General features: G+C 63.3%; 16 protein-coding genes and 2 pseudogenes. 10 read left to right on the top strand and 8 right to left on the bottom strand.

Annotation, left to right across the window (positions count from 1 at the left end; genetic code table 11):
• Positions 1-10: 10 nt before the first annotated feature.
• On the bottom strand, positions 11-1,465 hold the full coding sequence (locus tag IHV84_RS18490; protein ID WP_233100125.1) for an MFS transporter: 1,455 nt from the start codon (positions 1,463-1,465) through the stop codon (positions 11-13).
• Positions 1,466-1,477: 12 nt separating this feature from the next.
• Here IHV84_RS18490 and IHV84_RS18485 point away from each other — a divergent pair, with 12 nt between their 5' ends.
• Positions 1,478-2,380 carry a LysR family transcriptional regulator gene (locus IHV84_RS18485; protein ID WP_198847956.1) on the top strand — a complete coding sequence of 301 codons (903 nt, stop codon included), beginning with the start codon at positions 1,478-1,480 and terminating at the stop codon, positions 2,378-2,380.
• A 350-nt stretch (positions 2,381-2,730) separates the two neighbouring features.
• Here the strand turns inward: IHV84_RS18485 and IHV84_RS18480 are convergent, their stop codons facing one another.
• The gene (locus IHV84_RS18480) at positions 2,731-3,186 is read right to left on the bottom strand and encodes a phosphoribosyltransferase family protein (RefSeq protein ID WP_370541318.1); all 456 of its coding nucleotides are present in this window, start codon (positions 3,184-3,186) and stop codon (positions 2,731-2,733) included.
• Between the two features lie 52 nt (positions 3,187-3,238).
• On the bottom strand, positions 3,239-4,402 hold the full coding sequence (locus tag IHV84_RS18475; RefSeq protein ID WP_233100124.1) for a PQQ-dependent sugar dehydrogenase: 1,164 nt from the start codon (positions 4,400-4,402) through the stop codon (positions 3,239-3,241).
• Positions 4,403-4,598: 196 nt separating this feature from the next.
• Here IHV84_RS18475 and IHV84_RS18470 point away from each other — a divergent pair, with 196 nt between their 5' ends.
• The 5 genes and pseudogenes from IHV84_RS18470 to IHV84_RS18450 all read left to right on the top strand — a co-directional run bounded on the left by IHV84_RS18470 (position 4,599) and on the right by IHV84_RS18450 (position 10,196).
• Positions 4,599-5,183 carry a C40 family peptidase gene (locus tag IHV84_RS18470; protein WP_198847955.1) on the top strand — a complete coding sequence of 195 codons (585 nt, stop codon included), beginning with the start codon at positions 4,599-4,601 and terminating at the stop codon, positions 5,181-5,183.
• A gap of 84 nt (positions 5,184-5,267) precedes the next feature.
• Entirely contained in the window at positions 5,268-5,606 is a 339-nt protein-coding gene (locus tag IHV84_RS18465) for a hypothetical protein (protein WP_198847954.1), read from the top strand.
• Between the two features lie 36 nt (positions 5,607-5,642).
• Complete coding sequence (locus IHV84_RS18460; protein ID WP_198847953.1) at positions 5,643-5,990, top strand: hypothetical protein; 348 nt, start codon at positions 5,643-5,645, stop codon at positions 5,988-5,990.
• A gap of 9 nt (positions 5,991-5,999) precedes the next feature.
• Positions 6,000-8,809: pseudogene (locus tag IHV84_RS18455) on the top strand (DEAD/DEAH box helicase).
• A 244-nt stretch (positions 8,810-9,053) separates the two neighbouring features.
• Positions 9,054-10,196: a CBS domain-containing protein gene (locus IHV84_RS18450; RefSeq protein ID WP_198847952.1), complete on the top strand. Its 1,143-nt coding sequence runs from the start codon at positions 9,054-9,056 to the stop codon at positions 10,194-10,196.
• 17 nt (positions 10,197-10,213) lie between these two features.
• On the opposite strand, the gene IHV84_RS18445 is transcribed toward IHV84_RS18450, so the two are convergent.
• From IHV84_RS18445 to cadR, 3 genes are all read right to left on the bottom strand, one after another.
• The gene (locus IHV84_RS18445; RefSeq protein WP_198847951.1) at positions 10,214-10,795 is read right to left on the bottom strand and encodes a DUF3592 domain-containing protein; all 582 of its coding nucleotides are present in this window, start codon (positions 10,793-10,795) and stop codon (positions 10,214-10,216) included.
• A gap of 26 nt (positions 10,796-10,821) precedes the next feature.
• Positions 10,822-12,087, bottom strand: a complete 1,266-nt coding sequence (locus IHV84_RS18440) for a hypothetical protein (protein ID WP_198847950.1) — start codon at positions 12,085-12,087, stop codon at positions 10,822-10,824.
• Positions 12,088-12,340: 253 nt separating this feature from the next.
• Positions 12,341-12,781: a Cd(II)/Pb(II)-responsive transcriptional regulator gene (gene cadR / locus IHV84_RS18435; RefSeq protein WP_198847949.1), complete on the bottom strand. Its 441-nt coding sequence runs from the start codon at positions 12,779-12,781 to the stop codon at positions 12,341-12,343.
• 85 nt (positions 12,782-12,866) lie between these two features.
• Between cadR and IHV84_RS18430 the strand changes: the two genes are divergently transcribed.
• The 4 genes and pseudogenes from IHV84_RS18430 to IHV84_RS18415 form a co-directional block, all read left to right on the top strand.
• Positions 12,867-15,272: a heavy metal translocating P-type ATPase gene (locus IHV84_RS18430; protein WP_198847948.1), complete on the top strand. Its 2,406-nt coding sequence runs from the start codon at positions 12,867-12,869 to the stop codon at positions 15,270-15,272.
• Positions 15,269-16,345, top strand: coding sequence for a signal peptidase II (gene lspA, locus IHV84_RS18425; RefSeq protein WP_198847947.1), 1,077 nt, complete (start codon positions 15,269-15,271; stop codon positions 16,343-16,345). The genes IHV84_RS18430 and lspA overlap by 4 nt, the downstream gene beginning before the upstream one ends.
• Positions 16,346-16,475: 130 nt before the next feature.
• Positions 16,476-17,036, top strand: a complete 561-nt coding sequence (locus IHV84_RS18420; protein WP_115501500.1) for a recombinase family protein — start codon at positions 16,476-16,478, stop codon at positions 17,034-17,036.
• A gap of 2 nt (positions 17,037-17,038) precedes the next feature.
• Positions 17,039-18,706: pseudogene (locus IHV84_RS18415) on the top strand (Tn3 family transposase); the annotation flags it as partial.
• 60 nt (positions 18,707-18,766) lie between these two features.
• Here the strand turns inward: IHV84_RS18415 and IHV84_RS18410 are convergent.
• A complete protein-coding gene (locus IHV84_RS18410) occupies positions 18,767-19,111 on the bottom strand; it encodes an H-NS family nucleoid-associated regulatory protein (protein WP_198847946.1) in 345 nt (114 codons plus the stop codon).
• 116 nt (positions 19,112-19,227) lie between these two features.
• Positions 19,228-19,563 carry a Pycsar system effector family protein gene (locus IHV84_RS18405; RefSeq protein WP_198847945.1) on the bottom strand — a complete coding sequence of 112 codons (336 nt, stop codon included), beginning with the start codon at positions 19,561-19,563 and terminating at the stop codon, positions 19,228-19,230.
• Between the last annotated feature and the right edge of the window lie 84 nt (positions 19,564-19,647).

Here is a 19,647-nt window from a genome sequence, read left to right as displayed (position 1 = left end):
CGCCTGGTGATCATTTCTGTAGTTCCTTGTCACCGCCGGTTTCGCGCATGAGCAGAATGCCGACGATGGCGATCAAGCTGGTGACAAGTACGTAGAGCGCTGGCGCCGCCGGGTTGTTGGTCACCTTGATCAGCCAGGTGATCACCAGTTGCGCGGTGCCGCCAAACAGCGCCACACCAAAGGCATAGGCAATCGACAGCCCGAGCGCGCGTACATGACCAGGGAACAGCTCCGGGATGGCCACCAGCGTTGGCGCGCCACCAATGCCCGTGAGCAATGCCAGCAGCGCAGTCGCCAGTGCCAGAGTGGCAACGCTGGTATGGTCGATGAGCAGCATGTAAGCCGGATAGACCAGAACAAACAACGCTACGCGAGCCCAGAGCATCACAGGTTTGCGCCCATACAGATCTGACAGCCAGCCCCCCAGCAGCGCACCCGCCCAGGTCGCCACGCCGAATACGATGGTCGCCGACATGGCGATCGTCGCGGAGAGCTTGAGCGTGGTCACGGCATAGGTGGTCATGTAGATCGCCGCATAGGTCGAGATCGTCACACCCAGGATGACCATGAGCGCCAGCATGATCGGTCGCAGATGGTGCCGGATATCGGCCAGCGGGCTCTTGATGGGCCCGCTATGCGTGGGATGCTCGAGGCTCTCAGGCATGTGGCGGCGCAGAAAGAAAGCAATGGGGATCAATGCCAGACCGAGCAAAAAAGGGATACGCCAACCCCACGCCAGCATCTGCTCCTTGCTTAGCGCCAGCGTGAGCACAATGCCGACGACGCCAGCCGCCAGCGAGGCTATGCCCTGGCTGGCAAGCTGCCAGCTGCCATACAGGCCGCGCCGGCCCTGGGGTGCGATCTCGATCAGATACGTCGTAGACGGCCCGACCTCGCCGCCCAGTGCCAGCCCCTGCACCAGCCGACAGGCAATGACGATGATGGGTGCCGCCAACCCGATGCTTGCGTACGAGGGGGTGAGCGCCATGCCGATCGTGCCGATCGTGATGAGCGCAATGGTCAACAGCATGGCCGGCTTGCGTCCGACACGATCAGCAAAAGCGCCGATCAGCAGCCCGCCCAAAGGGCGCGTGATGAAGCCAACGCCAAAGACCGCTACCGACAGCATCACCGTGACCAGCGGCTCGTCAGCAGGAAAGAAGGTCTGGCCGATATACACCGCGAAGAACGCGTAGGTGGTGAAATCAAAGAACTCCAGCGCGTTGCCCGCCACTGTGGCAGCCACGACGCGGGGCTGCACCTTGCTCTTCGCGGCAGTTGAATTGTTCGATACGCGCTGGGATGTGGGCGGCAACGCGACGTCGCCCGTACTGGAATTTTGAACGCCCATGAATTTGTCTCCGGATGATTGCTGCTGCCCTGGACGACAGCGCGCGAAATCATATGAATCATGATCAAATGCGTCTAATGCATAATTTATTCGGAATGCATTCAAAAAACTCATGCGACAAACGAAATGAACCTGCGCCATCTGGAGTACCTGCTGGCTGTGGCGGACACCGGTTCGTTCAGCCGCGCCGCGGAACGTTGCCACATCACCCAGTCCGCCCTGAGTCGCAGCATCCAGACCCTCGAAGACGATTTCGGAGCACGTCTGATAGACCGAATGGGCAAGCGCAACGAGTTGACGCCGTTCGGCCAGACCGTTGCAAGCCGGGCGCGCCGCATGGTGCTGGATGCCGTTGAGCTAAAACGCAGCGCACAGCTATTGCAAGAGGGCTACTTGGGGGTCATTCGCATTGGGCTCGGCGCGGGGCCTACTGCACTGCTGATGCAGCCCTTTCTGCGTTACATGGCCTGCATGCATCCAAGAGTGCAGGTCAGCCTCGAATCAGGCCCCCCCGAGTTGCAGACCAACCGCTTGCGCGAACGTGGATTCGACGCACTGGTTGTGGATCTACGCAGCGTCACGTCAGCTGATGACCTGTTGATCGAAGATTTGGGCCAAATGCGCGGTGGTTTCATCTGTCGCGCGGGTCACCCCCTTGCCAAACTCAACACCCCCATTACATTTGCACACCTCCAACGCTATCCGTTAGCGTCGACTTCACTCAATCCGGAGTTGGCACGTCTTCTGATCACCCGCTATGGGCCCGCAGCTGACCCCCAGGTCGCGGTGACCCTGCGCTGCAACGATATCAACAGTTTGCTACACGCGGTACACGGCAGTGACGCGGTGTTCCTCGGCCTCATCAGCCCCGCGCGTGAAGCCATCGCCAACGGTACCTTGGTGGAGTTGCCCATCACTCCGGCGTTGAATGAGGGCGCACGCTTTGCGTTCGTTACCCTGGCCGACCGTACTGAAGCGCCTGCCATGGGAATTTTTCGCCAGTTTGTAGCCGAGCATCTGCATGACTGAGAGCCCCTTGTGGGCCACGCTAAATCTTCCAAGAGCCTTGGTTCAAAGTCTTTTTGGAGTTGCACGAGTCCTTTGCTGGGTTGGGATGCAAGGCACGGGGCGCTGCGTACAGCTCGGCTATCCACAAGCGCCGTAACGCCGCAGACCGCCCGGCAAGGCAATTGCCCAGAGGGTTGGGTGAAATCGGGCCGATGAATTTGGAGTTTTGGCACCCCCCGATGCTTGCCCAAGCGGTCGCTCGCCAAAAATTGACCAGCAGTTGGAACGAGTCGGCTGCTGCAAACCGTCGTGTCACACAAGCCGGCCACCAGAAAACCGGCTGCTGGACCATGGCCGACAGTGCTACATATTCAGTCGGGCAAACACATGCAACCGGGAATATCAGCCCTCGAGCCCCACAACTGCCCCCCCCGCGCCAGCGCCACCGCCATCGCCACCGCGTTCGTAGGGTGCGCCACGCAATCCGTGCTCCAGAACTCTCCCGCCCCTGCCGCGTGCAGCGCGGCCAGGGCCTCTGCGTCGATCAGCGCGTGCGTCACCGCCACGTCCACCGAGGCAGCACCGTCCTGCAGCAGCAGCCGCGCCGCCTGGGCCAGGGTGTGGCCGGTGCTGGCCATGTCGTCGAGCAGCGCCACCGCCCTGCCCTGCACGGCCACGGGTGGCAGGTGGATGGTGACGCTGCGGTCGCCGTGGCGCTCCTTGGTGCACACGGCGTGCTCCAGGCCGTGGCGCGCGGCTGCCTGGGCCACCCATTGGGCAGATTCGCCGTCGGGGCCCACCAGCAGCGCGCCGGGGCGCTGCTGCACGATCCAGTCGGCCAGCAGCGGCGCGCGATCTGCATCAAGATTCTGACCCCGCTCACAGGGGCTGCAGGCGCAGCAACCGGCCCTGCGGGCTATCGGTCACCATATAAAGAAGGCCATCGGGGCCCTGCCGCACATCGCGAATGCGCTCGCCATTGCCTTGCAGCAGCTTTTCCTCGCGCTGCACCTTGCCACCCGCCACCTCCAGGCGGTGCAGGGTGCCAAACTTGAGCGACCCGACAAACAGGCTGCCCTGCCACGCCGTGCCGTAGCGCGTGCTGGTCAGAAACGCCATGCCCGAGGGGGCGATGGACGGTGTCCACTGGTGCAGCGGCTGCTCCATGCCCGCGCGGGCTGTGCCTTCGCCCATCTTGCCGCCGCCATAGTTCTCACCGTAGGTGATCACAGGCCAGCCGTAGTTACGCCCTGGCTGTGGCAGATTGATTTCGTCGCCGCCCTGCGGGCCATGCTCGTGCATCCACAGCTTGCCGTCGGGGCCCATGGTGGCGCCCTGGGGGTTGCGGTGGCCGTAGCTCCAGATCTCGGGCAATGCGCCAGGCTGTTTCACGTAGGGGTTGTCGGGCGGCGCTGCTCCGTCTGGGGTGATGCGGATGACCTTGCCATGGTGGTTGTCGAGCTTTTGGGCGTCGTCCTTGCGGTGGTAGCGCTCGCCCAACGCCACAAACAGGTTGCCATCACTGGCCTGGGCAATGCGGCAGCCAAAGTGCAGCGCGCTCTCCACCTTGGGCCGCTGGCTGAAGATGACGCGCACGTCCTGCAGGCTGCTGGCATCGGCCGACAAGGTGGCGCGCGCCACCGCCGTGCTGTTGCCCGCCGCGCCACCCGCTGCGGGCTCGGCAAAACAAAAATAGATACGGCGGGTGCGGGCAAAATCGTTGTCGGTCACCACGTCCAGCAGACCGCCCTGCCCGCCCGCTGCCACCGGCGGCACCCCTGCCAGCGCAGGCCCCACCTGCCCCGCTGCGCTGACCACGCGCAGGCGCCCCGGGCGCTCAGTCACCAAAAACTGCCCGCCGGGCAAAAAGGCCACCGCCCAGGGATGCACCAGACCGGTGGCGACCGGCACCAGCGACACCGCTGGCGCAGGGACGGCCGCATCTTGGGCATGGGCGCCGGTCTGTACGCTCGTTACTATCAAAAATAGAGCTACCAGCGCTTTGTGCACTGGCGCTACCGGCCGATTTGATCTCCAATCCATGCCTTCCACCTCCTTGGATTCCCCGGCCATGCGTTCCATCCGGCACCAGCGCGGTACAGCGTGCGCATGGCGCGCATGTGTCAAGCGGCAGTTGCCTGGGAAAAGGCTGGAACCACCGGTTTATCTGAATGAAATCAACAGCTTGTAAGACCGATTATTTTTGATAAATGACCATATCGTGTTACCCTTCGCCCCCATGTCCAAATGGTTATGCATCCTTATCCTTGCCTGCGCAACCGCAGCGCACGCTGCCCCCCAAGGCACCAATTCTGACGATATGGACCGCTTGCTCGCGGACAAAGGGCTTCTCACACGACTCGAAGACGTGAGCCACAAGGTGGCAGACAAGGCTCAGACCGTTGCCGGCCGTGCGGGCGACTTGGTGGTCAACGCCATGGGCTTTTTGGGCGTGCCCTACAAGCGCGGTGGCAATAGTGCAGAAACCGGTTTTGATTGCAGCGGCTTTGTCCGGGCGATCTATCAGCAAACCGTGGGTTTGGTCTTGCCCCGCCGTGCAGACCAGCAAGCGGCTTCCACCCAGGTGATCGACAAAAAAGAACTGCAGCCGGGAGACCTGGTTTTTTTCAACACCATGCGCCGCACCTTCAGCCACGTAGGCATCTATGTGGGCGACGGCAAGTTCATCCATTCCCCCCGCAGTGGCTCAGAAGTGCGCGTGGAAGACATGCGCCAAAGTTACTGGCAGCGCCGCTTTGATGGCGCCCGCCGGGTCACGCCTGCGGCTGGCACCCAGGTCGGCCAGATGGACGACATCAAATAAGCAGTTACAGGCGGCTTGCGGGCCGCCTTGGTTTTCGCGCTATCCCGGTCGTTGCAAAATGGACGCTCTACGCTTGAGCGCCCTATGACCCCTCCCCTCCCTCCTTTCAAAACATTCCCAGCTATCGCCTGGTGCATTGCCCTGGCCGGCTTGAATTGCGCCTTGCCCGCTGCGGCCGAGTCGCCCATGCACACGGATGACGCGGGCACCCTTGCCCAGGGCACGATGAAGCTGGAAGCCGTTGCGTTCCGTGACGACAAGACCCGGGGCGTGGATCTGGTGGTGGGCGCAGGCGTTCTTCCAGGTCTGGAGATGGAAGCTGTGCTGGGCCGTGCCAAAGACAGGCAGTACGAGCCCGCCACCACCTACCGGGGCCTGGGCTTTGGGCTGAAATGGGTGCCTTTGCAAAGCGACACTGGCTGATCTGCAGGCGGGCGGCTGGATTGGGGGCGCACACGGGTGCGGGACGATGCCACCCCCGGGCGCTGGACCGAGCGCGAATTTGCCTTAACCGCCCTGGCCACCTACCGCCTTGCCAGCGGGCAAGCGCTGCACTTGAACGCGGGGCGCAAGGTGGTGAAGGCGCAGGGCACAAGCCAAAGCGCAGCCACCTGGGCGGCGGGCTACGAATGGCCGCTGGGGCAGCAACTTCAAGCCACCGCCGAGGTGTACGGAGAACAACGCCTGCGGCCAGACAAAGCGCTGGGGCTGCGCTACGAGATTGCCGAGGGCTTGAAGGTGTCTGTTGCCGCAGGCCGTGGCAATAGCCGTACTTTTGGCCAGGTGGGCATGGCCTGGGAGTTCTAAAAGCGGCCTATGGCGCCATCAGGCAAGCCAAACGCTGATGCGGCACTGCACCGGTTGGATCGGGCGGCGGTGGTTCAGTCGTGGGTGCAGGCGCTGCGCGATGGAGCCAACGCCACCCAGTTGCGGGTCATGGCCCCGCTGACGGACAGCGAAGCCGCGCAGGTGATGGCGTTGATGCGGGGTGCGGAGGCCCCTGCGGCAGCGCACCCGGGCGGTGCCGCTTCCTCAGAAGTAGCTCCAGGCCAGTTCCGGCCTCGGCTGACTTTGATGACCCTGGGCCGTGGTGATGGCTTGCTGGGCATGCAACCCCAGGGCAAGTTGGGCCCACGCGGCGACAGCGTGACGCTGGCGCAGATCGACTGGACTTACCGCACCGAGAGTGGCGCCACCTGGGCTACGCCTGCTCCCACTTCCGTTCTGGGCGCCCGCCCTGCCCCAGTCCAGGAATTGTTCGACACCGGCGGCCCCGTGCTGCGCATGCAGCGCAACTTGGCGGCCGAGGCCGACGCCATGGACCGCGTGTGGGACCTGGGCCTGATGCCTGTGGACGCCAGCAAGCTGCAATGGCGCCACCGCGCCGCCGCCAGCAGCCTGGGCCCCGTGTGGACGCTGGCGCAGGAGGCGCAGTTTGGCGACTTCTGGGCCGACGTGGTGCCCCAGCTGCGCGCAGAAGGCTGGAGCGTGGTGGTGCGCCCCGGCTTTGCGCACGAAAGCGTGCCCGTGTCGCGCTGGAAGCTGGTCATCGCCCCCGACACTGGCGAGCGGCTGGCCAAGGAAGTCGATGGCCCACTGGGCACACGCCAGCGCCCGGTGCAAAAGCTCATGCTGCCCGAGCGCGAGGGCGCCTGGCTGCTCAGCCTGGGCATCGAGATCGATGGGCAAACGCTGGACCTGGCCCCATGCTGGCCGACCTGCTGCGGCGCGATGCCCGCTGGCTGAACGCGCAGCAGATGGCCGCCATCGACGTCCTGGCCATCATCCAGCTGCGCGCCCCCGGCGGCAAACGCATCGAGGCACCTGCGGGGCCGCTCAAAGCCATCGTGGGTGCCATGGTGGACTTGCTCACCGACCCCACACGCAAGCAGCGCCAGGAAGGCGACCCGCTGCGTCTGGGTGCTTGGGAGGCCCGACGCATCGAGGCCCTGCGCGCCGGGCTGGTGCAAGCCCACCGCGTGGGCACGGTGAATGGCTGGAGCAACGACTGGCAGCTGCAGGGCGACGCCGGCCTGGCACAGTTGGCCCAGCGCCTGCGCCGCATCGGCACGCCCCAGCCGGTAGCAGCGCCGCAAGGGCTGCAAGTGCTGCTGCGCCCCTACCAGCTGGAGGGCCTGGCCTGGCTGCAATACCTGCGCGAGCAAGGCCTGGGCGGCATTCTGGCCGACGACATGGGCCTGGGCAAAACCGCACAGGCCCTGGCCCATGTGCTGGCTGAAAAAGAGGCCGGACGCTTGAAGCGCCCCGCGCTGGTGGTGCTGCCCACCTCGCTGCTCTTCAACTGGCAGGCCGAGGCTGCGCGCATGGCGCCCGGCCTGCGCGTGCTGGCGCTGCACGGCCCCGGCCGCGCCCAGCGTCACCCGCACATTGGCCAGCACGACCTGGTGCTCACCACCTACCCGCTGCTGTGGCGCGATGTAGACGCGCTGGCTGAGCAGCCGTTTCACCTGCTGATCCTGGACGAAGCGCAGATGGTGAAAAACGCCGGCAGCCGCAGCGCCCGCGCCCTGCGCCGCCTGCAGGCCCCGCACCTGCTGTGCCTGACAGGCACGCCGCTCGAAAACCACCTGGGCGAGCTGTGGGCACAGTTCGACTTTTTGATGCCCGGCTTTCTGGGCGATGTGCGCAGCTTCAACGCCCGCTGGCGCAAGCCCATCGAAGACAACGGCGAAACCCTGCGCGCCCAGCTGCTGTCGCAACGCGTGCGCCCCTTCATCTTGCGCCGCCGCAAGCAGGACGTGGCCACCGAGCTTCCGCCGCGCACCGAAACCATCCTGCGCGTGCAGCTGCAGGGCGGGCAGCGTGAGCTGTACGAGGCCGTGCGCACCACCGCCGACAAGCAGGTGCGCCGCGCGCTGGAGCGGCAAGGCTTTGAAGGCTCGCAAATCGCCATCCTCGATGCCCTGCTGAAACTGCGCCAGGTCTGCTGCGATCCACGCCTCGTCAAAGGAACCACGAAGACCGCCCACACCATGGAGCGCGCCAAGCTCGAACTGCTGGCCGACCTGCTGCCCGCCCTGGTCGATGAAGGCCGCCGCGTGCTGGTGTTCTCGCAGTTCACCGAAATGCTGGCACTGGCCGCCGAGATGCTCGACACCCTGGCCCTGCCCTACCTCACCCTCACCGGCCAGACCCCGCCGCGAGAGCGTGGGGCCGTGGTGAAGCGCTTTCAGGCACAGGACGAAACCAGCGCGCCCATTTTGCTGGCCAGCCTCAAAGCGGGCGGCGTGGGGCTGAACCTGACGGCGGCCGACACCGTGATCCACCTCGACCCCTGGTGGAACCCCGCGGTGGAAGAGCAGGCCACCGCCCGCGCCCATCGCATCGGGCAAGAACAGCCTGTGTTCGTCTACAAGCTGGTGGTGGAAGGCAGTATCGAAGAACGCATGCTGGAACTGCAGGAGCGCAAGGCCGCGCTGGCGCATGGCGTGCTGGGCCACGATGCCGAGGGCGCGGTGAAGTTCAGCGAGGCCGACCTGCACGCGCTGCTGGCGCCGCTGACCGAGCCCGCCAACAACCCGCTGGGCATTCCAGGCGACGATGCGCTTCGCTGGGGCGGCACCGGCAAGCGGCGGCCTCGGCCGCTGCAGCCTCCAGAAAATTAGGTCTTATTAAGTCTTTTCTGCCTCCAGCGGTTTACTGACAAGCGCAGAAAGCTATTAATAAGATAGCAAACATGCAGTGCTCGCGGCGGAAACCCTACTGCCGCGATGGCCCGGCCTGAGCAGTACCATGTGCGCCCGCCCCAATGTGGTGCGCCACGGCGGCGATTGTTCGCCTGTTCTCCAGCCTTTCTGCTCTTCGTTTCAAGTGCTCAAAAGAATAAACGCCTGGTTCCACACCAGGGTGTTGAGCAACACCCTTTCCCTATCGAGCAGTGAGCGGTGGAAAGCCAGCCTGGGTGCGCTGCTGTGCCTGGCTGCGTGTGGGTTGCTGCTGCGCAGCTTGCCGCTGAACGCGCATTGGCTGCTGGCGCCCGTGGGGGCCAGTGTGGTCATTTTGTTTGTGCAGTTTCACAGCCCTCTGGCCCAGCCGTGGCCGCTGCTGGGCAGCTACCTGATTGCCACCGCCACGGGGCTGGCCTGCTCGCACTGGGTTACCCCGCCCATCCTGGCGGCCGCCCTGGCGGTGGCGCTGACCATCTGGCTCATGGCCTGGCTCAATTGCGTGCACCCGCCGGGGGGCGCGCTGGCGTTGTTGCTGGTGCTCAACGGCCCGTATTCCAACGCCGACATGGTGGCGGTGGCCGAGCTGATTGCCATCAACGCAGGCACCCTGCTGCTGGCGGCGCTGCTCATCAACCGCATGCTGCTGCGCCGCCGCTACCCACACAGCAGCGCCCCGCCCGGCCCCAGCCACCGCACGCAAGACCGGCCGCCGATTGAGCGCATGGGGCTGAACCACACGGACCTGGAAAGCGCCGTCAAAGCGCTCAACACCTTTGTGGACGTGCAAGAGGACGAGCTGGTCGAGATCTACAACCTGGCGGTGGACCACGCCTTTGGCCGCCATGTGGCGCTGACCTGCGCCGACATCATGTCGCGCGACGTGATCACCGCCCACTTCGACACCGAGCTGGCCCAGGCCTGGAGGCTGCTGCGCCAGAACAAGATCAAATCCCTGCCCGTGGTGGACCGGTTTGAGCGGGTGATCGGCATCGTCACGGTGGCTGATTTTCTGCGCCAGATTGACCGCCAGGCCACCCCCAAAGACCTGGCCATGCGGATTCAGGTGCTGCTCAAGCGCACGCCGGGCCTGTTTGCGCAAAAGCCCGAAGTGGTGGGCCAGATCATGAGCACCGACGTTTTCACCGCCACGCCGCAGACGCCCTTGTCCGAGCTGATTCGCCAGATCTCGCAACGTGCCCTGCCCCATGTGCCGGTGGTGGATGAACAGCGCAAGGTAGTGGGCATGGTCACGCAGTCGGACCTGCTGGTGGCGCTGTACAAGAGCATTGCACTGGGCCAGGCCAGCCAGGCGGCCAAGCTGTAGCCGCCCGGCGCTAGCGTTCAGCCTGGGGTACGCAGCCGCGCCCACATCGTGCGCCCCATGCGCACCAAAAGGTGGCCGCCAAAGGCCCCGAACGCCAGCGCCAGCCCCAACTGCAAGGCCAGCAGACCGGGGCGCAGGCTGCGGTCCACGATCGATTCGGTGGGCTGGGCGGGGTTGACCCACACCGGCACCGGTGTGCCTGTGCGCTGCGCGGCTTCCAGCCTTTCGCCCAGTTGTTGGTAATACAGACTGGCGTTGCCATTGCCTATGTGCAGTGATGCCCGCTGCCCACGGTATTCCTGGCCCGCCGCGGTGTAGCGAAAGCGCGCTTCCACCCCGTAGGCTGCCGCGCCTTTTTGCCCAGGCTGCCACAGGGTGGCGGCAGATTCAACGATGGCCGGGGTGGCCTGCCACTGCTGGGCGCGGGCCCAGTCCACCAGCGTGGGGGTCACACCGAACAGCAGCAGGCTGAGCCCAAGCACCACAAAGGGCAGCATGAACAGCGCCGCCAGGCCGAGCTTGAGCGGCGAGGCAGCCTCACCTGCGTGCGAAGGATTTGCGCTGGCGAGGGGCGTGGCGGGGGTGGATGTGCGAGACATGGGGCTGGAGAGAGGATGAAGGGCTGTCAGTCCGCACGTACGGGCAGCCCGGTGGCTTGGGCCAGTTGTTGCAGCATCTGCTCTGCCACGGCCTCGCCGCGCAGGCTGTCGGCCACGGTGATGGTTTTGCCGCTTTTCAGCGCCACCCGAATCCGGTACCACACGGTGTGCCGCGAGCCGGATTGCGAGGTGTAGCTCTGCACCAGCTGCAGCCCCTGCAAATCACGGCGGGGCACCTGGTGCCAGGCCAACATGAAACCCAAGAGGCGCCGATCGGTGCGCAGGCCCTGCGGGCTGAATTGCACTTTCAGGCTGTTGCCCAGCGCAAAAATGGCCCACACGGTAAAAGCGCCGCCCACGCCCCCAAACACCAGGGGAAACAGCAGCGGTGCCCCCAGGCGGCCAGCCAGCAGGCCAAAGCCGCCAAAGGTCACGCCAAACACCAGCCAGACCAGGTTTTTTTGCCAGGTGCGGCCATAGGGCAAATACAGCTCCACCCCACCGGGGGTGCGCTCCAGGTGGGCCACCTCGTCCAGCTGGGATTTGCGCGACTGCACTGCTGCCGGGTGCTGGACAGCATCCGCCACCAGCCGTTGCGATGCCTCGCCTGTGGCGTAAACCGGCACATCAAAGTGGCGCACAAATGCCAGCGGCGGGTCGCTGCGGCTTTCCAGCGTCAGGCGCCAGGCGTGGTGGTCGCCGTGGGTGGGCTCCGATGGGGGCAGACCTGCGGGCACATCCAGCCGAAAGCTCAGCGCAATGCCATCGCCCTGCGGCCGCACCTGGGCCATGCCCTCGCTTTGCCACAGCACGTTCTCGCGGACCTCGGTGTTGTTGTCGTTGTCAGCGTCGGTGGTGCGGCGGGTGCTGTGGTGCAGACAGGCCAGCGTGGCGGCAAACAGCAGCCCCGGCCGATACGCCACGGGCAGCACCGTGGTGGCGCCAAAGTGCCCGCCAATGCTGCCCGGGAACGGGTTGAGCTGCAGCGCCACATCGCCAAAGCGGCGCGCATCGCGCGTGGTGCGGATGGCGCCGATGAGCAACCCCACCGCCACCACCAGCATGATGCCGATGATGCAGGCCACCAGCGTCTCGCCCCGTGCCAAAGCCTTTGGAATCTGCACATAGGCCAGGGGCATGGACAGAGCGCTCCAGACCACGGCAAAGCCCCACAGGATGATGACCTCCCAGCGCTTGTGCGACCGAATGCGGTTGCCCGCCCATGCCTTGCGCGTCAGCCAGGGTTGGCCTTGCGGGGCATGCACAGTCCCGTTTTCTGCGGATGAACCCATCACAGACTCCATCAAGCATCGTTTGTTGTTGTGGTTCGCGCGGGCTTCGGCGCGCGGTATGTGCGCGGGTGCGCTGACTTTTGTGGAACCCAGTCTAACGGTCACACCGTTTTTCAAGCCAAAATGGCACATGGCGCTTATGGAATAAGCGCCACCAGCTATTAAATCAATAGCATCAAAACCCTGCCAAGCCAGCTGCCGACCCCATGGGGTCGCCTCAGAAAACGGAAAATAAAGCACGCTAAGCCCTTACTTACCCAGATGTTTGACTGTTCGTGGCACTTTCACCATGGCAATTGCAATTGCCCAACCCTTGCAAAATGCCGCACGCCTCTACAGATCGAGAGCCAGAACACTTCTCGCGCAAATCAACCAAGTGCCGTTTTAACTGCAACAGCGCGGACACACGCATTTCCACCTGTTGAATATGGGCCTCCAGCAGCGTGTTGACCTCCCCACAGTCCTGCATCGGGTTGTCTCGCAGACCCAGCAATGCGCGAATCTCGCTCAACGTCATGTCGAGCGAACGGCAATGACGAATGAACTGCAAACGCTCGATGTGCACATCGCTGTACAACCGAAAGTTGCCACCACTTCGCGCTGGCTTCGGCAGCAGCCCTTCCTTTTCGTAGTAGCGGATGGTCACGACCTCGCACCCAGAGCGCTTGGCGAGGTCGCCAATTCTGATTTCCATGCCTCAATCTCCATTTTTCACTTGACTCTATAGCGACTATAGAGTTTTTAATGGAGGCTGAATAGACGATTTGAAGGAGTTATCCATGAGCGAATGCGCTTCAAAGGGGTGTGGCTGCTCGACTGGGCCAATCATCCAACCCACGGCACAAGCCCCGCTGGCAACCGGATCGGCTCAAGCGGTGTACCGCATCGAGAACATGGATTGCCCCACGGAAGAGGCGCTGATCCGAGGCAAGCTGGCTGGGCTGGCGGGTGTGGTTGGTCTTGAGTTCAACCTGATGCAGCGTACCTTGGCCGTGCGGCACGAATTGCCTTCGCTGTCTCCCGTTGAGCAGGCGCTGAAGGCCATCGGCATGCAAGCTGTGCGCATGGATGAGGCGTCGGCCGGGCAGACGACCAAGCTGTCCATTGCCAAGATGGATTGCCCGACCGAAGAGGCGTTGATCCGCAACAAGCTCGGCACCGTGGCCGGGGTTGCCGATCTCGATTTCAACCTCATGCAGCGCACGCTGTCGGTACGCCATGCGAACCAGGTTCTGCCAGACGTGCTCGTGGCACTGCAAGCGCTTGGATTCGAGGCGCAGGTCGTGGACACGGCAGAGGTCGCATCTCCATCCGCCGCCCCTGTGACCACGCCGACCAACTGGTGGCCGCTGGGCATCTCCTTGGTCACTGCATCGGCGGCCGAGGCGGTCTACTGGTTCCACGACGGCAATCATTGGTCAGTCGTCATTCTGGCGCTTGTCGCGGTCTTGACGGGGGGGCTGTCCACCTACAAGAAGGGCTGGATCGCGCTCAAGAACCGTAACCTCAACATGAACGCCCTGATGTCGATTGCCGTCACGGGTGCTATGTTCATCGGCCACTGGCCCGAAGCTGCGATGGTAATGGTGCTCTTCGCGCTGGCCGAGGTGATCGAGGCCAAGTCATTGGATCGCGCCCGTAACGCCATCCGTGGACTGCTCGACCTGACCCCGGAGCAGGCCACGGTGCAGCAGCCTGACGGCACTTGGCGAGAGGTAAGTGCCAAGCAAATCGCCATTGGCAGCCGAGTCCGGGTCAAACCGGGTGAGCGCATCGCGCTCGATGGCGAGGTGCTAGACGGACGCTCCACGGTCAACCAAGCCCCGATCACGGGCGAAAGCCTCCCGGTCGAGAAGTCCCCCGGCGATCCGGTGTTTGCGGGCACGATCAACGAATCTGGTTCCTTCGAGTACCGCGTCACCGCCTTGGCCAACAACTCCACTTTGGCCCGGATCATTCACGCGGTAGAGGCTGCGCAAGGTAGTCGTGCGCCGACTCAGCGTTTTGTCGATCAGTTCGCCCGCTGGTACACCCCCGTTGTATTCGGCGTTGCCATCGCCGTCGCGTTGTTGCCGCCGCTGTTCATGGGTGCGGCATGGCTCGACTGGATCTACCGTGCATTGGTTCTGCTGGTGGTCGCCTGCCCGTGCGCACTGGTGATCTCTACACCGGTCAGCATCGTCAGCGGCCTGGCCGCCGCCGCCCGCCACGGCATTCTCATCAAAGGTGGCGTCTATCTGGAAGAAGGCCGCAAGCTGCGCTGGCTGGCTCTGGACAAGACCGGCACGATCACGCACGGCAAGCCCGCACAGACCGACTTTGTCACATGGGGCAATGCACTCGCCTCGGACAGCCGCAGCATCGCTGCCAGTCTGGCGGCCCGCTCAGACCATCCTGTATCCAAGGCGGTGGCACAGGCCGCGCAGACGGACGGGGTTGCCTTGCTCGACGTGGCCGAATTCAACGCGCTGCCCGGTCGGGGTGTGCAAGGCCAAATCAACGGTGCGACCTACCATCTGGGCAACCACCGGATGCTCGAAGAGCTGGGGCAGTGCACACCAGAGCTGGAGCAGCGCATCGCTGCGCTGGAAACCGCTGGCAAGACCGTCGTGATGTTGGTAGGCGCAAAAGGGGTACATGCCTTATTCGCCGTAGCGGACACCATCAAGGACAGCAGCAGGAGCGCTATCGCCGAGCTGCACGCACTGGGCATCAACACCATGATGCTGACCGGCGACAACCCCCATACGGCACAGGCCATTGCCGCACAAGCCGGAATCGACCGTGCGCAAGGCAACCTACTCCCAGATGACAAATTGCGCGAAGTGGAGCAACTGGCCCGAAGCGGCAAGGTTGGCATGGTCGGTGATGGCATCAACGATGCACCGGCCTTGGCGCGTGCGGATATCGGCTTTGCCATGGGAGCCGCTGGCACCGACACCGCCATCGAAACGGCTGATGTGGCGCTGATGGACGATGACCTGCGCAAAATTCCGACCTTCGTGCGCCTGTCGCGTGCGACGGCGCAGGTGCTGATGCAAAACATTGTGCTGGCCCTTGGCATCAAGGCAGTCTTTCTGGTGCTCACCTTCACGGGTCACGCGACCATGTGGATGGCTGTGTTTGCTGACATGGGGGCCAGCTTGCTCGTCGTTGGCAATGGCTTGAGGCTGTTGCGCCGATGAGCTGGAAATTCTTTCTCTATGACTGGGGTGGTCTGAACATCGCGATGTTTCAAGCCATCAACACGGGTACGCCTGCCGCGCTGGGGCCGCTGGCGTGGTTCTTCAGCCTCGTGGGAAGTTACTGGACAGCGCCGCTGATGCTGCTGGGTCTGTGGTGGTGGTCGAAGTCGGCCACCAACCCGACGCATGGCAGGGCCGTTCGGCATCGCCTTATTGGTTTTAGCGCGGCCTTCTTGCTGGCGTTACTGGCCGCCACCATCTTGAAGCTATGGCTCGACTTTCCACGCCCGCCTGCCGTCCTTGGCGACATGGTGCGCGTCATCGGGGACATCGAGCTTCACTACAGCCTGCCAAGCGGGCATGCCACCTATGCCGCGCTGGTGGTCGGCGCGCTCTGGCCTTTGATAGGCCGTCGTGGCCGCATCGGCTTGGTGTTGTACGCCGCATTGGTCGGTTGGTCACGCATCGCAGCCGGAATGCACTTTCCTGCCGATGTGCTGGCGGGGTGGGTACTTGGATTGAGTTGCACGGCGCTCGCCGGGTGGCTGATGCCGCTGGCCGTCCCTGTGTGGCAATCGGCTCGCCGCACATCGACTTGGGTCTGGTTCGCAGTGGCCGCCAGTGCTGTCATGACCGATCAGCTCGCAAAGTTCGCCATCACCCGCACGTTTGCCTCCGGTGAACAGGTCGAAGTCACGCCCTTCTTCAACTTCGTCCATGTCCTGAATCCCGGCGCGGCATTCAGCTTTCTGGCGAACGCTGGCGGCTGGCAACGTTACTTTTTCATCACGCTGGGCCTGGTCGTTTCTGCTTGGCTGGGACGCATGCTGTGCCAGCAATTGCCCCGTCTCGAAGCGATGGGATACAGCCTGATCCTCGGCGGTGCGCTGGGCAATGTCGCGGATCGTGTGCTGCGTGGACAGGTTGTTGATTTCCTTGACTTCCATTGGCGACTTGCGCACTGGCCCGCCTTCAACCTCGCTGATGTGGCGATAACTATCGGAGCGCTCTGCCTGTTCTTGACGGTTGTACCGAAAAGCAGTAAAGGCACAGAGGCCGAGGTGTCCGGTTAAGCTATACCCTAACCTGGCGTCAGATCATCCGGTGAGGAAACGTCAGAATAGAGCCACCTTGCGGATTGTTTGACACAGGCCGTCAAAGGTCATAGATTTCTTCCTGACACATTTCCCTCAGGAGGATACCTTGCACGGTCAGCGCATCGGTTACGTCCGCGTCAGCAGCTTCGACCAGAACCCGGAGCGGCAACTGGAACAGGTTCCGGTGGACAAGTTGTTCACCGACAAGGCGTCGGGCAAGGACACACGGCGGCCCGAACTGGAACGGCTGCTCGCCTTCGTGCGCGAAGGAGACACGGTGGTGGTGCACAGCATGGATCGTCTGGCGCGCAACCTCGACGACCTGCGCCGCCTGGTGCAGAGCCTCACCCATCGCGGCGTGCGCATCGAATTCGTGAAGGAGCATTTAACCTTCACCGGCGAGGACTCACCGATGGCGAACCTGATGCTCTCGGTGATGGGCGCGTTCGCCGAGTTCGAGCGCGCCTTGATCCGCGAGCGTCAGCGCGAGGGTATTGCGCTTGCCAAGCAACGCGGTGCTTACCGTGGCAGGAAGAAATCCCTGCCGTCTGAGCGTATTGCCGAACTGCGCCAACGTGTCGAGGCTGGCGAACAAAAGACCAAGCTGGCACGTGAATTCGGAATCAGTCGCGAAACCCTGTATCAATACTTGAGAACGAATCAGTAAATATGCCACGTCGTTCAATCCTGTCCGCCGCCGAGCGGGAAAGCCTGCTGGTGTTGCCGGACTCCAAGGACGACCTGATTCGACATTACACATTAAGCGATACCGACCTCTCGATTATCCGACAGCGGCGCGGGCCAGCCAATCGGCTGGGCTTCGCGGTGCAGCTTTGCTACCTACGCTTTCCGGGCGTCATACTGGGCGTTGATGAACCGCCGTTCCCGCCCTTGCTGAAACTGGTCGCCGACCAGCTCAAGGTCAGCATCGAAAGCTGGGGCAAGTACGGACAGCGGGAGCAGACCCGGCGTGAGCACCTGATCGAGCTGCAAACCGTCTTCGGTTTCCGGCCCTTCACCATGAGCCACTACCGGCAGGCCGTCCACACGCTGACCGAGCTGGCCATGCAAACCGACAAGGGCATTGTGCTGGCAAGCGCCTTCATCGAGCACCTGCGGCGGCAGTCGGTCATTCTGCCTGCTCTCAACGCCGTCGAGCGGGCGAGCGTCGAGGCGATCACCCGCGCCAACCGGCGCATCTACGACGCCTTGGCCGAACCGCTATCGGACATGCATCGCCGTCGCCTCGACGATCTGCTCAAGCGCCGCGACAACGGCAAGACGACCTGGCTGGCCTGGCTGCGGCAATCCCCGGTCAAACCGAACTCGCGGCACATGCTGGAACACATCGAACGCCTCAAGGCGTGGCAGGCGCTCGACCTGCCCTCCGGCATCGAGCGGTCGGTGCACCAGAACCGGCTGCTCAAGATCGCCCGCGAGGGTGGCCAGATGACGCCAGCCGACCTGGCCAAGTTCGAGCCGCAGCGCCGCTACGCGACTCTGGTTGCGCTCACCATCGAAGGCATGGCGACCGTCACTGACGAAATCATCGACCTGCACGACCGCATTCTGGGCAAACTGTTCAACGCCGCCAAGAACAAACATCAGCAGCAGTTCCAGGCATCCGGCAAGGCGATCAATGCCAAGGTGCGGCTATTCGGACGCATCGGCCAGGCGCTGATCGAGGCCAAGCAAGCCGGCCGCGATCCGTTCGCCGCCATCGAAGCCGTCATGTCCTGGGATGCCTTCGCCGAGAGCGTCACCGAGGCGCAGAAACTCGCGCAGCCCGAGGACTTCGATTTCCTGCACCGCATCGGCGAGAGCTATGCCACGCTGCGCCGCTACGCGCCGGAATTCCTCGCCGTGCTCAAGCTGCGGGCCGCGCCCGCCGCCAAGGACGTGCTCGACGCTATCGAAGTGCTGCGCAACATGAACAGCGACAACGCCCGCAAGGTGCCCGCCGATGCGCCAACCGATTTCATCAAGCCGCGCTGGCAAAAGCTGGTGATGACCGACGCCGGAATCGACCGGCGTTACTACGAACTGTGCGCGCTGTCGGAGATGAAGAACGCACTGCGCTCCGGCGACATCTGGGTGCAAGGCTCCCGCCAGTTCAAGGATTTCGAGGACTACCTGGTGCCGCCAGCGAAATTTGCCAGCCTCAAGCAGGCCAGCGAATTGCCGCTGGCCGTGGCCACCGATTGCGACCAGTACCTGCATGAACGGCTGACGTTGCTGGAAACGCAGCTCGCCACGGTCAACCGGATGGCGGCGGCCAACGACCTACCGGACGCCATCATCACAGAGTCGGGCCTGAAAATCACGCCGCTCGATGCGGGGTAACCTCGGTTTCTATGCAAAAACGGAATTCGACTGACTAAAGTCCTTTAGCCACAACTACTTAGCGCTTCGAAGACGCCTTCCACGAGGCAAGAAATCTTCAAGGGTTTTGCCCCTCTCCAAGGCTTCGATCAACCACTTGGGACGGCGGCCCTTGCCCACCCATGTGTTGCCATGGGCGTCTCGGTACATGCTCGTTTCACCACCTGATGGCTGATCTACTCGGGACGTCTTTCGGATACCCACTTTGGATTCCGGCGCACCCGTTTCAAACAGGTCGTCCGGCACCAGTTCAAACCTGGCGATCACCTCTTTCATCAGCGGAATGATCTCCTCGGCTTCATGGGCTTCATTCATCGCCTCTTCAAGGCGTTTCTTCATCTGGGTGAGTGTCTTGGGCAACGCTATCTCCATACCGAGTGCTTGGATGCAACTTCGCACATTTTGACGCTCTGCACTCCGACGACGCGCGGTTTGTGTTGGACGTCGTTTCTTGCACGTGCCGCCCTGAGCACCGGTTACTTATGAACCAATGTGATGATGGCAGCGAACCACGGCAGAATGGCCAGAAACGACCACAATATCCCGCGTCGAACCCAGCGAAATTTGTCACAGGCAATCTGGGCATTGCGGTGAATTTGGGCCGTCCAATCCGTGAGCAACGCATCAACGGAAGCACCTTTGAAGCTGTTGGTGTAATCAACCTCCTCACCGTTTGCTATGCGTCCAAAGAAAAGCAAGGAAGAAGAAGGTCCGGTGACGCGAGGCAACACCGCCATCGATGCGCAGGCCAGACCGATACCCAGGAAAATCGACGCAGCAAGGCAGAACAAAACTACCCAATGCGTGCGCATTGCCGCCTCCGTCGTGCTGAAGGCTGCACCTAGCTACCAAAAGGAGGCCCCCCGGCTCTGCCGGGGAGGCAGTAGAAGTTTGAC

This window comes from Acidovorax sp. IB03 (assembly GCF_016406015.1).
Lineage (GTDB): Bacteria > Pseudomonadota > Gammaproteobacteria > Burkholderiales > Burkholderiaceae_C > Acidovorax > Acidovorax temperans.
Note: the sequence above shows the minus strand (reverse complement) of the source record. Positions and strands in the feature narration are given on the sequence as shown.

Excerpts from the sequence above, each read along its gene's own strand:
- IHV84_RS18440 (WP_198847950.1), bottom strand. The coding sequence starts at position 12,087 with ATGGGTTCATCCGCAGAAAACGGGACTGTGCATGCCCCGCAAGGCCAA.
- IHV84_RS18470 (WP_198847955.1), top strand. The coding sequence starts at position 4,599 with ATGTCCAAATGGTTATGCATCCTTATCCTTGCCTGCGCAACCGCAGCG.
- IHV84_RS18465 (WP_198847954.1), top strand. The coding sequence starts at position 5,268 with ATGACCCCTCCCCTCCCTCCTTTCAAAACATTCCCAGCTATCGCCTGG.
- IHV84_RS18430 (WP_198847948.1), top strand. The coding sequence starts at position 12,867 with ATGAGCGAATGCGCTTCAAAGGGGTGTGGCTGCTCGACTGGGCCAATC.
- IHV84_RS18475 (WP_233100124.1), bottom strand. The coding sequence starts at position 4,402 with ATGGATTGGAGATCAAATCGGCCGGTAGCGCCAGTGCACAAAGCGCTG.
- IHV84_RS18445 (WP_198847951.1), bottom strand. The coding sequence starts at position 10,795 with ATGTCTCGCACATCCACCCCCGCCACGCCCCTCGCCAGCGCAAATCCT.
- IHV84_RS18485 (WP_198847956.1), top strand. The coding sequence starts at position 1,478 with ATGAACCTGCGCCATCTGGAGTACCTGCTGGCTGTGGCGGACACCGGT.
- cadR (WP_198847949.1), bottom strand. The coding sequence starts at position 12,781 with ATGGAAATCAGAATTGGCGACCTCGCCAAGCGCTCTGGGTGCGAGGTC.
- IHV84_RS18490 (WP_233100125.1), bottom strand. The coding sequence starts at position 1,465 with ATGAGTTTTTTGAATGCATTCCGAATAAATTATGCATTAGACGCATTT.
- lspA (WP_198847947.1), top strand. The coding sequence starts at position 15,269 with ATGAGCTGGAAATTCTTTCTCTATGACTGGGGTGGTCTGAACATCGCG.
- IHV84_RS18405 (WP_198847945.1), bottom strand. The coding sequence starts at position 19,563 with ATGCGCACGCATTGGGTAGTTTTGTTCTGCCTTGCTGCGTCGATTTTC.